Raw genomic sequence first — 12,798 nt, 5'->3', positions numbered from 1 at the left:
GGTGTTCAGGCGTTTTCACGCAGCCATTCATGCAATTGCGCAACATCTTTTGCAGAAAATATAGGCTGCATGTTTTGCAGTGCAAGCACGTCATGCGCACCATATTCAACCGCAATCGCTGCAGCCCCGGCATTATTGGCCATCTGCAAGTCATGAGTGGTGTCGCCTATCATGACAGTGCGGCGCATATCCTGACCCAGTTCACGCGTCAATTCTTGCAACATGGCGGGATGTGGCTTGGAAAATGTCTCGTCGGAACAACGAGTTGCATCAAATAACGAGGTCAGCTTGGCTGTATGCAAAGCGCGGCTCAAGCCAACCCTGCTGGCACCGGTTGCCACTGCCAAAAAGTAACCCTCTTGCGCTAATTCGGCCAACATTTCCCTGACCCCTTTAAACAGGGGCAACTCATGGTCCTTGGTCAGGAAGTGATGGCGAAAACGCTCAACTACCCTGGGATAGAGTTTGGGGTCTATGCCCGGCATGGCCACCTGTATTGCTTCAGGCAAGGCGAGGCCAATGACATAAGAAGCGATATCTTCTTTGGGAACCGGCAAACCAAGGTCTTTCGCTGCGGACTGCATGCATTTGACGATGGCAGCTGTGCTGTCCATCAAGGTTCCGTCCCAGTCAAATACAATTAAATCAAATTGCTTTTTTGCCATATATTCAATAAACGCGCACACATCAGCATGCGCGACATGTTTCTCATCAATAACGGCATCATACCATTACTAAACCATTAAGACTTTTCCGGGTCAAGGCACTAAGCCAGGCTTTTCAGAAAATCTTCACATTCTTTAGGCAAGCCCGCATTCACCGTCACGGTCTTACCCGTCTCAGGATGAACGAAGCTGATCTGGTGCGCATGCAGGAACATGCGTTTCAGTGCGCCACGCCCATCACCTGGCTTCAACAAAGCACGATTCAGGGAAAAATCTCCATACTTGTCATCGCCTGCGATAGCAAAACCACTGGCCGACAGATGTACACGAATTTGGTGGGTGCGCCCGGTTTTGAGTTCGGCCTCAAGCAAGGCGAAATCTCGATATTTTTTCTGCAAAGTAAATACCGTATGCGATGCCATGCCATCCGCCTGCACCCGTACACGGCGCTCACCTTCCGCAGTTGTATATTTATGCAATGCCAGTTTGACATGCTGGCGAGCATTCTTCCAGTCACCATGCACCAGGGTCAGATAGCGCTTGTCAGTAACACCATCGCGCATCTGCTCATGCAGATTTGTTAATGCACTGCGTTTTTTGGCCAGCAAGAGTATCCCTGAAGTCTCCCGGTCCAGCCTGTGCACCAGTTCCAGGAACTTGGCATCTGGCCTGGAAGCACGCAATTGTTCAATCACGCCATAACTGATGCCTGAGCCACCATGCACTGCTACGCCAGCCGGTTTGTTGATAATTAACAAATGATTATCTTCAAATAGTATGGGAAATTCATGCTTGGGCACGACCTGCTCGATGACTTCCGCCATGCGTATTGGCGGGATACGAACAACATCGCCCTCTACCAGACGGTACAACTGGTCTATGCGCCCTTTGTTAACACGCACTTCGCCAGAACGTAAAACCCGGTAGACATGGCTTTTTGGCACACCTTTACAGATGCGTAGCAAAAAATTATCAATGCGCTGTCCCGCCTCTTCTTCCGAGATCGTGAGCATCTGAACTTTGGGTTGGGAGGCCGAAGGCTGCTGAGGGGAAGGCTTTTCCATCTGAATTTGATGTGCTCCCCTATTAATTGTCGCTAAGTCCTTCATTTTGAATATATAATCATTTTCGCTTCAGCATTTTATGCTTTAGCAGTGTAAGAGGAATAAACGCCTATTTTACACAGGGGCATGTCCATCGGCCTCGCCTGTTTGCAAATTTGATGGAAAAGATGTGTATGCAGCGTCATTTGCAGGTCAAGGTAGCAGCCAATTGTTGTTATCGGGCGTAGACAAATGAAGTTGGATCAGAGAGTTTGAATTGTAAGGATATTAGTCTGGCAAGAGGCGCGGGTTTAAATATGAACCAGCGAGCTTGCCGGTTGATGGTTGAGGTAATAGGGTCGATTCCGCCAGACACAACACAATAAGATGGTCTGGCACCAAAGTTGCGCATCGCCTGGCGTTGTACTTGCTTGTTCAATCAATAAGCAAGTCAGTCAACGCGGGGGACATGTGCACTCGAACTTGATTTATCTCGATTGTCCGCGCCCAACGCAAAACAGATGGCCGTATTGCCATATCATCAGTTCTACTTGGCTTTTCATGGCCATATAGGCTCCGCCCTGTTTTGCTTCAGGCATTTCCCTCCCCCTCAAACACTCCGCTCCCGCATACATCCCGTATCAGCACAGTTGCCCCTTCAATGGATGGCAACACAAGATGACCACCAGGTCACGGAGTAAAACATGAAACGTATGCTGTTCAACGCGACGCAGCAAGAAGAGTTGCGCGTTGCCATTGTCAATGGGCAAAAACTCATTGACATTGATATCGAGACTGCCGGTCGCGAACTACGCAAGTCCAATATCTATAAAGGCGTGATCACTCGTATCGAGCCTTCCCTTGAAGCCTGTTTCGTCAACTACGGCGAAGAACGTCATGGCTTCCTCCCCTTCAAAGAAGTTGCCCGCACCTACTTTAAAGAAGGTGTGGACGTACGCAATGCTTCCATTAAAGAAGCGTTGCGCGAAGGCCAGGAAATCATGGTCCAGGTCGAAAAAGAAGAACGTGGCAACAAGGGCGCTGCCCTGACCTCGTTCATTTCCCTGGCTGGCCGCTATCTGGTTTTGATGCCTAACAACCCGCGTGGTGGTGGTGTTTCCCGCCGCGTCGAAGGTGAAGATCGCCAGGAATTGCGCGAAACCATGGACAAACTGGACTTGCCTGGCGGCATGTCTGTGATTGCCCGCACTGCAGGCATAGGCCGCAATGTTGACGAATTGCAATGGGATTTGAATTACCTGATGCAACTCTGGCGCGCAATTGAAGGCGCTGGCAAGTCCTCTCCAGGTGCCTTCCTGATTTACCAAGAGTCGTCCCTGGTTATCCGCGCCATCCGCGATTATTTCCAGCCTGACATTGGTGAAATCCTCATCGATACCGATGAAATCTACGAACAGGCTCAGCAGTTCATGAGCCACGTGATGCCTGACATGGTGCATCGCGTTAAACGTTATAGCGATGATGTACCCCTGTTCTCGCGTTTCCAGATCGAACATCAGATTGAAACAGCTTATTCCCGTACCGTACCACTGCCATCCGGCGGCGCGATCGTTATCGATCATACTGAAGCCCTGGTATCTGTGGACGTCAACTCGGCCCGCTCTACCCGTGGTGGCGATATCGAGACAACCGCTTTCAATACCAATCTGGAAGCCGCTGAAGAAGTAGCCCGTCAATTGCGCTTGCGTGACCTGGGTGGCTTGATCGTGATCGATTTTATCGACATGGAAAACGCCAAAAACCAGCGCGAAGTTGAAACCCGCCTCAAAGATGCCCTGCGCTATGACCGCGCACGTGTACAAATGGGCAAGATTTCCCGCTTTGGCCTGATGGAATTGTCACGCCAGCGCCTGCGCCCTTCGCTGTCCGAAGGCAGCCATGTGACTTGCCCACGTTGCAACGGCACTGGCCATATCCGTGATACCGAATCTTCTGCCCTGCAAGTCCTGCGTATCATCCAGGAAGAGGCAATGAAGGAAAATTCAGCAGCTATCCACGTCCAGGTCCCTGTCGACGTTGCCGCTTTCCTGCTGAATGAAAAACGTGGTGAAATCCTGAAGATAGAAACGCGTCACCGCGTGACTGTCATCCTGATCCCCAACAAGCATCTGGAAACCCCGCATTACAAGCTGGATCGCCTGAAAACAGATGACCCACGCCTTGAAGACCACCATGCCAGCTATGCCATGGCTGAGCAGGCCGACACCGACATTGGCTACAGCAAGCGCCAGAAAGAAGACGTCAAGCCACGCCAGGAAGCCATGGTCAAGAGCATCACGCCTGAGACCGCCCCTATCGTGGAACGCAAGGAAGTCGCCCCAGTGGTCGTTGCACCAGTTGCAGCCCCGGCAGAACCTGGCTTCTTTGGCAAACTGTTTGGCTTCCTGTTTGGCAAGTCCGAACCAGCAGCCCAGGTAGAAGTACCAAAACCGGCTGAAGAAAAAACTGGCGAGCGTGACCGTACTGCACGCGGTCCACGCAATGGCAACGGCCAGCGCAACCGCAATCGCCGCAACCGCGATCGTGACGAGCGCGAAGACCGCCCAGCGAAGGCAGAAAAGGCAGAAAAGCCAGAGCAAGAAGCAGCCAAACCTGCGGCAGCGGAAAATCCACGCCCACCAAAAGCACCCAAGCCGCCACGTGAAGAACGTGAATCTCAGGAAACCCGCCGCGAACGTCAGCAACGTCAACGCGACGAACGCAAGGATAACCAGGCGCAGGAAAGCAAGGAAGAGCCTATCCACAAGCATGTAGACCCAGTGCCTGTCGATGTCATGCCTGCTGCACCACAACTGGAAGCACTGGAATCTGGCGCTGAAAACGACAACAGCGAGCAAGGTGAAGAACGCCGCCGTCGTCGCCGTCGTGGTGGCCGTAACCGCAACCGCCGCGACCGTGACGGTAACGAGCTGGTCAATGAGCAAGGTGAATTGCCAATTGATGGCAGCGAAGCAGTTGATGCCGATGCAGCCAGCAACGAGGCAGTAATAAATGCACTTGTAGCCACACCTGCAGTTACGCCACAGGAAGTGACTAATAATGCAGTAAGCCTTACTGCAGAAGTCAGTCAGCCTGTCGCTTTTGCAGAGACAGCAGTAGCTGTAGCGCCTGAGCTCGCACCAGAGGTAGCCACACCTGTTGCAAATGCAGCTGATGCCGTTGTTGCACCTGTCGTTTCAGCACCTGCGCCAATAGTCCCTGCTCCGCAGGAAGTCATCAGTGCACCAGTCACTATTGAAGTACCTGTGGTGGCTGAAACAGCAGCAGTGGCCGTAGAGGTGAGCACACCTGTAGAAGTTACAACTGCACCAGCACCTGAAGTTGTCATTGCGGCTCCTGCAGAAGTGGCATCTCAAGTTGCGCCTGTTGAAGTAGCCGCAGCTCCGGTAGCCCCTGCTCATGTAACCCCAACTCCTGCAGCTCCAGTTCAGGTAGTCAATGCTCCAGCAGCAAAACCGCTGGATGCAACCATGCCTTTGGAAACCCTGCATAGCATGCTGAAAGAAGCCGGACTGGAATTAGCCAGCACCGACCCTAGCAAGTTGCAAGCAGCCAAAGCGGAAGCAGAAAAACTGACAGCACCGGTACGCGTACCACGTGAACGCAAACCAGCACCAGTCGCTGCCGATGAACCATTGGTGATGGTGGAAACACGTCGTTCATGATGTTGATGAATAGCCTGCAGGCAATCTTTAGTACGGACTGATTTGGACTAAACTACAGGCTTAAAAAAAACCGGCTTTCTTTATGATTGCCGGTTTTTTTTGTGTGTCATTAAATAAGCAATAATATGCTGGCACAATGTTTGCAGACAAAATACTGAAAGCTGAACCTTGCCTACGCATGAGATTACCCTGAAGCTAGCTTTTCTTTACTGGCTCAAGCTGGGATTCATCAGCTTTGGTGGGCCTGCCGGGCAAATTGCGCTGATGCATACGGAACTGGTGGAAAAGCGCCGCTGGATATCCGAAGCGCGCTTTTTACATGCCCTGAATTACTGCATGCTCTTGCCAGGACCTGAAGCGACCCAGCTCGCCATTTACATAGGCTGGCTCATGCACAAAACCAGGGGCGGCATCATGGCGGGCATGCTGTTTGTTTTGCCCGGGCTACTGATCTTGATCTTGCTGTCCTGGATATACATGGCTTTTGGCGACAATACTGTCGTCCAGGCAATCATGAGTGGCATCAAACCTGCGGTAGTCGCCATCGTGCTGGCTGCTGCCTGGCGCATCGCTCAACGCACCTTGAAGACCGGCGTACTGATTGCAGTCGCACTCGCGGCCTTTGTTGCCATAGCCTGGCTACACCTCCCCTTCCCTCTGGTCATCATTGCTGCAGCATGCACAGGCCTGATTTTTCGCAAATTCTGTAACACAGCACAATCTGCCCACCAGCAAACTACGCATCAACAACTGCCTGCGATTATTGATGACGACACGCCAACGCCAGAGCATGCGCGCTTTTCCTGGTTAAAACTGCTCATCACGCTGGGCTTGGGCATCTTGTTTGCCGCTGCGGTGTGGTTGTTGCTTGCACTCAGCTTTGGCCTGCCTCACCCTTTAACTGATATGGCCAGCTTTTTCACCAAGGCGGCCATGCTCAGTTTTGGTGGTGCTTATGCAGTGCTACCGTATATGGTGCAGGCAGCAGTTGAACAATACCATTGGCTGAGTACAGCACAAATGATGGATGGTTTGGCGCTGGGTGAAACCACTCCCGGACCATTAATCATGATCGTTGCTTTTGTCGGTTTCATTGGCGGCTGGAGCCATGCTTTTTTAGGCGGCGATCACTTATTGCTGGCAGCAAGTCTGGGGGCCTGTGTTGCCTGCTTCTTCACTTTCCTGCCTTCATTTATTTTCATTCTGGCAGGCGGACCATTGGTTGAATCCAGCAGGAATAATTTGCATTTGAATGCACCGTTGAATGCTATTTCAGCAGCAGTAGTTGGCGTTATTGTCAGCTTGGCCTGGATGTTTGCCAGCCATGTCTTTTTTAAAGATCCGGCAACTTTGGATATTCAAGCCATAGCACTCACTGCCCTGGCCGGTATCGCCGTATTCAAATTCAAACTTTCTACTGTCAAGCTGCTGGCAGCCTGCGCCCTTGCTGGCTATATCCTCTCGCTATTAACTTAAATTCAATAAAAACCTTAACAGTCACATGAGATTTCAAGTCGTGCTATTGTTCATTATTAAGCTTAAAAATTACCTGCCCTAGCCATGACGGAAAAATTCATTCCGCTATCAGAATTAAAACGATTTAGTCCTGCATTGTCTGTTCCTGAAGTATTAAAAACACCCGATGGTCAATTGCAGGATGCTTTGTCACGCCCCCTGCATGATCTGCGTATCTCAGTAACTGATCGTTGCAACTTCCGCTGTGTGTATTGCATGCCCAAAGAGGTCTTTGATAAAGACTATCAATACCTGCCGCACAAGTCGCTGCTGAGCTTTGAAGAAATTACTCGTATCGCCAGCATATTCGTGGCACATGGCGTAAGAAAAATACGCCTGACCGGTGGCGAACCGCTACTGCGCAAGCATCTGGAACGTCTGGTAGAAATGCTGGCCAAGCTCAGGACTATTGATGGCAAGCCGCTGGATCTGACACTGACGACGAACGGCTCGCTGCTGGCGCGCAAGGCGCAAAGTTTGAAGGATGCCGGCTTGACCCGTGTCACAGTTTCACTGGATGCTTTGGACGATGCGATTTTCAAACGCATGAACGATGTGGATTTTTCTGTCAATGAAGTGCTGGAAGGTATCGCTGCCGCCGAAGCCGCCGGGCTTGGGCCAGTGAAAGTGAACATGGTCGTCAAAGCAGGTTTGAATGATCATGAAATCATTCCCATGACCCGTTACTTCAAAGGCAAGCCACATATACTCAGATTCATAGAATATATGGATGTCGGTGCCTCGAATGGCTGGAAACTGGATGAAGTCATCCCTTCTTTGCAAGTCGTGCAGCGCATACAGGACGCTGGTATGCCGCTGCTTGCCATGGATGCCAACTACACTGGCGAAACTGCGGCCCGCTGGCGTCATGCTGATGGCAGTGGCGAACTGGGTTTCATATCCAGCGTCACCCAGACCTTTTGCCATGACTGCAGCAGGGCCAGGCTATCAACTGAAGGCAAGCTCTACACCTGCCTGTTTGCCAGCCGAGGCCATGATTTGCGTGCCTTGTTACGTGACACGCAAGAACACTCAGACCTGGCCATCGCCAATGTAATATCCCACATCTGGCAACAGCGTACAGACCGCTATTCTGAAATGCGCAGCCAAAATACGCCTGGTCAGGAGAGAAAGAAAATAGAAATGTCTTACATAGGCGGCTGATAACAGTATCATAAGTACTTTAGATTTCAGCAAGCCGATTTTCGTGTCAATTCCCAACACCCCCTTAAACAAAAATCTCATCACCGGCCTGGTATTGGCTGGTGGCCGTGGTACACGCATGGGTGAGGTAGATAAGGGCTTGCAATGCCTGCACGGCAAAGCCATGGCTTTGCATGTCCTGCAAAGGCTGACAACGCAAACCGCCACTGTGATGATCAGCGCCAACCAGAACATAGGCATCTATCAGGAGTTTGGTTTTCCAGTCTTGCCAGATCATATGCCAGGCTTTGCTGGCCCACTGGCAGGCATACAAACCGGCCTGCTGCACTGCATCACACCCTACCTGCTGTGCACATCCTGCGATTCACCATTTCTGCCGCTTGACCTGGCAGACCGCTTATCATCTGCGCTATTGCAGAGTAATGCTGAGTTGGCCGTAGCAGCAACCTGGGAAAACAGGGATGGAATACAGCAAAAACAAAGCCACCCAGTATTTGCCTTGATGAAAACCAGTGTATTAGCGGGAATTACAGCATATCTGGATAATGGCGGACGCAAAATGCAAGCATGGCATGCCAGCCTGCAAATTTGCGAAGTCTTGTTTGAAGACAATGCGGCGTTTCGTAATATCAATACACTGGAAGAATTACGGGAACTTGAAAACTGATATGAATACCTCGCCAGCATCTGACAGGAACTTGCAGGGCATCACCGGATGCCTGTCTGATTACGATCCTGAAGCCCTCAAAGTGCAACAGGCGCAAGATATCATGCGTGAATATATCCAACCCGTTTGCGGCATGGAAAAACTCACCATACGCCAAGCCCTGGGGCGCGTGCTGGCAACCGACATCATCTCCCCCATCAATGTGCCTGCCCACGATAATTCAGCCATGGATGGTTATGCCTTGCGGGGCGATGATTTGGTAGACGTGCAAAAGCTGAGCCTGGAAATCATAGGCACTGCCCTGGCAGGTGCAGCATTTATGGGCGCGGTCATGCACAATCAATGTGTACGTATCATGACGGGTGCGGTCATGCCTGCAGGTTGTGACACGGTCGTACCGCAGGAATTCACAAGCAAAATCAGCGATACCCAAGTCAAATTAAGCGCAGGCAATTTACATGCAGGAGATAACCGCCGCCTGAAGGGCGAAGACCTGGCAATAGGCAAAGTCGCCATACGCAAAGGAAAAATACTCAGTCCAGCCGACCTTGGTTTATTAGCCTCACTGGGCATCCCGGAGATCACCGTGCAGCGGCGCTTGCGCGTCGCCATTTTTTCTACCGGTGACGAATTGCGCTCTTTGGGGGAAGCACTGGAAGCAGGCTGTGTCTATGACAGCAATCGTTATACCTTATACGGCATGCTGACACGCATGGGTTGCGATGTGCTGGATATGGGTGTGGTCCGGGACAATCCTGAGGCATTGGAAGCCGCGATGCGCAGTGCTTGCGAAAATGCCGATGCGATTATCACCTCAGGTGGCGTCTCTGTCGGTGATGCTGATCATACCCGGCAAATGATGCATCGCCTGGGAGATGTTGCTTTCTGGAGCATCGCCATGCGCCCCGGTCGCCCTATGGCATTTGGTAAAATCACATCGGCAGGCAAAAGCGCTTATTTATTCGGCTTGCCTGGCAATCCGGTTGCCGTCATGGTTTCATTTTATTTTTTTGCTCGTCAGGCATTGCAGCAACTGATGGGAGCCGATGTACCGCCCTTGCCGCTATTTAATGTCAAATCGAACGCAGACATACGCAAGCGCCCTGGACGTACGGAATACCAGCGCGGCATACTGGCCATGCGCAACGATGGCGAACCTGGAGTCAGTATCACCGGTTCACAAGGATCTGGCATTTTGCGTTCCATGTCAGAAGCAAACTGCATGATCATCTTGCATCATGATCAAGGCAGTATAGCTGCTGGTGAGAAAGTAAGTATTTTGCCGTTTGAAGGCCTGATTTAAGAAAATACGGTCACAATTGTATAGAAATCGTAACAGCTTCAGACTTGATGATAAAAACAAGGATAAGCAAAGTAAAATACCCGCATTTACTTAATTTTGGAGAACAGTTTGAAAGCGACAACATGGCTCTTGGGTGCCTGTGCATCTCTAGTATTACTCAGTGGCTGCGGCGGTTCCAAGTCGGACACAGCTGCAGTAGTACCTTCCGTAACAAAAGTCACGACTGACCAGGTAGTTTATCGCAAGGTCACCAATTTCACGATTACCGGTCAAAATCTGGACAAAGGCTATAACGCCAGTATTCCTGCCTGTCTGACCATTACAGAATTGGCTGGCGGTACGGCTACGCAACGCGTTTTATCCTGCAAACTGGTTAACGTTGGTTCAACCACTTATTCCATTACAGCAGCAAATGGCACAACACTTTACTCAGGTTTAGTTAATCTGACACTGCCAGCACAGCCACAAGTCACCATGACGACCAGCCTGGGCACTATCGTATTGGAGCTGAACCCAGCTAAAGCCCCGATTACTGTCGACAATTTCCTGAACTATGTCGAAAGTGGCTTCTATGTAAATAAAATTTTCCATCGCGTGATCAAGAGCGCCATCGTTCAGGGCGGCGGCTTCACCGCTGATTTGCAACAACCAACGACACTGGCTGCTATCAAGCTGGAAACGCCAAATGGTCTCAGCAATTTGCGTGGCACTATTGCCATGGCGCGCACCAGCGATGCCAACTCTGCAACAGCGCAGTTTTATCTGAATGCGGCTGACAATACCGGTTTTGACGGCCTGACAGCTGGCACTGGTTATGCAGTATTTGGCAAAATTGTGACAGGTCTGGATATCATGGACAAGATCAATGTCGTGCCAACTACAACAGCTGGCGGCATGTCTGATGTGCCTGTGACACCAGTATTGATTAATTCGATGGTACAAACACAATAACATGCTATGCTGCACTTAGCAGCTCTCATGAACGTTGTTAACAACAGGAGCCTCGTGCTCCTGTTTCACTTTTGGGATGGGGTAAAGATGAAAAAACAATGGCAGGCAATCTTGTTGGCTACTGTGCTGACAGCAATGGCAATGGGCACAGCAACAGCCGCAGATGCGTCTAAAAAAGCATCAGCGAGCGTCGCTGCTTCCAGTTCGGCTTCAGCCTCCGCATCGGCGTCGGCGTCAGCCAAAACCGAGCTCATGGATTTGAATAGCGCGACAAAAAAAGAATTGGCAACCCTGCCTAAAATTGGTGATGTACGTTCAGACGCGATTATCAAAGGCCGCCCATATAAGGGCAAGGATGAATTGCTTAGCAAAAAAATATTGCCTGAAGATGTATATAACGACATCAAAGATTTAGTGATCGCCAAACAAAAAACTGCAGCAAAAAAATAAAAATGTAAACCCGTGTAGTGTCTGTAAAATCTGATTACAGACATTGCACAAAATAGCTTGCCCTTGATCGTGTAGCACTTTGCCGTGGCAGTGAGGTTCTATGTCAAGCAGGTTTTCACATCTCATTCTATGCATCAGCATGTTCACTCTGGCAACACGGGTGCATGCGGCAGACGACAGCAAGCCCTTCACCATCAGTGGTTTTGGCACACTTGGTGTTGTGCACAGCAACACCCGCAACGTCGACATAGTCCGCGACCTGACACAAAATGATGGCGTGGGCTTTACCAGGCAAACTGATTTTGGCATGGATTCCAATTTCGGCATCCAGGTCAATAAGAACATCAATGACAATATCGACGCAGCTTTGCAAGTTGTCAGCCGTCGATCTGCAAATAAATTTCAGCCAGAAATCACCTGGGCATATGCCCGCTACCTCCCCAATGACAATCTGCAACTGCGTGCAGGCCGACTGGGATTTGATGTCTATCTGTTGGCTGACTCCCGCAATGTAGGCTATACCTATCAATGGGTAAGGCCACCCATCGACTTCTTTGGCAGTCTGATCATTTCTTATTTCGATGGCACAGACTTGGTACTTTCCAAACCGCTCGGCAGTGGTCTATTGCGCGCGAAATTTTTTGCAGGTGTGGCAAGAGAAAAAACTTCGACTGGCAGCCCCGATGATTTTTTATCCCTGAACCGTTCACGCCTGCTTGGCGGGCATATTGAATACCAAACCTCAAACTGGATATATCGCCTGGGTTATAGCGAACTTAAATTCAAAAATGAATTTCCACCTTTGCAGACATTGCTGGACAGCCTGCGCTCGCCTTACCTGAATGCATTTGTCCCCAGCGCGGCCGGCCTGGCAAATGACTTATCGCTGACTGACAAAAAATTCACCTATTTATCGGCTGGTATAGCCTATGACCAGGGGCCCTTACAGGCACAACTGATGCTCAATCAACTCAGCTCAGAATCCCTGCTTTTCCCCACCAACAGAGCTGCCTATCTGACCGTGGGTTATCGTATAGATCAATGGACCCCTTATTTCACTTACTCGGCATCCAGACCGGTAAATAAAAATACAGCCAGTCGATTACCTGTAGGACTCAGCCCAGATCTGGATATGTTGGCGGCAGCTTTCAACGGTGCCATCAATAATCAATACAATCGCCAGACCACTTTTTCTGTCGGCATACGCTATGACCTGACTGAGAAAAGCAATTTGAAATTGCAAGTTGACGACATAAAAACAGATGACTATTTCCTGGTCCGGAATAATCAGCCGGGATGGAATGGCAAGGCCAGGTTGATCAGTATTGCCTACAATTTCATCTTTTAAGAGAAA

General features: G+C 50.4%; 10 protein-coding genes. 8 read left to right on the top strand and 2 right to left on the bottom strand.

Translation table 11 applies throughout. The features are described from left to right. Positions 1-5 precede the first annotated feature (5 nt). Together ACO0LD_RS21885 and ACO0LD_RS21880 are read right to left on the bottom strand one after the other, a co-directional pair. A complete protein-coding gene (locus ACO0LD_RS21885) occupies positions 6-665 on the bottom strand; it encodes an HAD-IIIA family hydrolase (RefSeq protein ID WP_423010293.1) in 660 nt (219 codons plus the stop codon). A 101-nt stretch (positions 666-766) separates the two neighbouring features. Beyond that, entirely contained in the window at positions 767-1,774 is a 1,008-nt protein-coding gene (locus ACO0LD_RS21880) for an RluA family pseudouridine synthase (RefSeq protein WP_423010292.1), read from the bottom strand. Between the two features lie 638 nt (positions 1,775-2,412). Here ACO0LD_RS21880 and ACO0LD_RS21875 point away from each other — a divergent pair. The 8 genes from ACO0LD_RS21875 to ACO0LD_RS21840 all read left to right on the top strand — a co-directional run bounded on the left by ACO0LD_RS21875 (position 2,413) and on the right by ACO0LD_RS21840 (position 12,792). Beyond that, on the top strand, positions 2,413-5,394 hold the full coding sequence (locus ACO0LD_RS21875) for an Rne/Rng family ribonuclease (RefSeq protein ID WP_423010291.1): 2,982 nt from the start codon (positions 2,413-2,415) through the stop codon (positions 5,392-5,394). A 168-nt stretch (positions 5,395-5,562) separates the two neighbouring features. Beyond that, complete coding sequence (gene chrA / locus ACO0LD_RS21870; RefSeq protein ID WP_423010290.1) at positions 5,563-6,870, top strand: chromate efflux transporter; 1,308 nt, start codon at positions 5,563-5,565, stop codon at positions 6,868-6,870. Positions 6,871-6,954: 84 nt separating this feature from the next. Further along, positions 6,955-8,073 carry a GTP 3',8-cyclase MoaA gene (gene moaA / locus ACO0LD_RS21865; protein ID WP_423010289.1) on the top strand — a complete coding sequence of 373 codons (1,119 nt, stop codon included), beginning with the start codon at positions 6,955-6,957 and terminating at the stop codon, positions 8,071-8,073. A 118-nt stretch (positions 8,074-8,191) separates the two neighbouring features. Further along, entirely contained in the window at positions 8,192-8,740 is a 549-nt protein-coding gene (gene mobA, locus ACO0LD_RS21860) for a molybdenum cofactor guanylyltransferase MobA (protein ID WP_423010360.1), read from the top strand. Between the two features lies 1 nt (position 8,741). Next, entirely contained in the window at positions 8,742-10,043 is a 1,302-nt protein-coding gene (gene glp, locus ACO0LD_RS21855) for a gephyrin-like molybdotransferase Glp (protein ID WP_423010288.1), read from the top strand. 108 nt (positions 10,044-10,151) lie between these two features. Next, positions 10,152-10,994: a peptidylprolyl isomerase gene (locus tag ACO0LD_RS21850; protein WP_423010287.1), complete on the top strand. Its 843-nt coding sequence runs from the start codon at positions 10,152-10,154 to the stop codon at positions 10,992-10,994. Between the two features lie 87 nt (positions 10,995-11,081). Continuing rightward, positions 11,082-11,444, top strand: a complete 363-nt coding sequence (locus ACO0LD_RS21845; protein WP_423010286.1) for a ComEA family DNA-binding protein — start codon at positions 11,082-11,084, stop codon at positions 11,442-11,444. 139 nt (positions 11,445-11,583) lie between these two features. Next, the gene (locus tag ACO0LD_RS21840) at positions 11,584-12,792 is read left to right on the top strand and encodes a hypothetical protein (protein ID WP_423010285.1); all 1,209 of its coding nucleotides are present in this window, start codon (positions 11,584-11,586) and stop codon (positions 12,790-12,792) included. Positions 12,793-12,798: the final 6 nt, after the last annotated feature.

It is taken from the genome of Undibacterium sp. Ji83W, assembly GCF_049340385.1.
Taxonomy (GTDB): Bacteria; Pseudomonadota; Gammaproteobacteria; order Burkholderiales; family Burkholderiaceae_D; genus Undibacterium.
Note: the sequence above shows the minus strand (reverse complement) of the source record. Positions and strands in the feature narration are given on the sequence as shown.

Bases quoted from the DNA above. Each gene is read 5' to 3' on its own strand.
- ACO0LD_RS21875 (WP_423010291.1), top strand. From the start codon at position 2,413: ATGAAACGTATGCTGTTCAACGCGACGCAGCAAGAAGAGTTGCGCGTT.
- ACO0LD_RS21845 (WP_423010286.1), top strand. From the start codon at position 11,082: ATGAAAAAACAATGGCAGGCAATCTTGTTGGCTACTGTGCTGACAGCA.
- ACO0LD_RS21880 (WP_423010292.1), bottom strand. From the start codon at position 1,774: ATGAAGGACTTAGCGACAATTAATAGGGGAGCACATCAAATTCAGATG.
- moaA (WP_423010289.1), top strand. From the start codon at position 6,955: ATGACGGAAAAATTCATTCCGCTATCAGAATTAAAACGATTTAGTCCT.
- ACO0LD_RS21840 (WP_423010285.1), top strand. From the start codon at position 11,584: ATGTTCACTCTGGCAACACGGGTGCATGCGGCAGACGACAGCAAGCCC.
- ACO0LD_RS21885 (WP_423010293.1), bottom strand. From the start codon at position 665: ATGGCAAAAAAGCAATTTGATTTAATTGTATTTGACTGGGACGGAACC.
- mobA (WP_423010360.1), top strand. From the start codon at position 8,192: ATGGGTGAGGTAGATAAGGGCTTGCAATGCCTGCACGGCAAAGCCATG.
- glp (WP_423010288.1), top strand. From the start codon at position 8,742: ATGAATACCTCGCCAGCATCTGACAGGAACTTGCAGGGCATCACCGGA.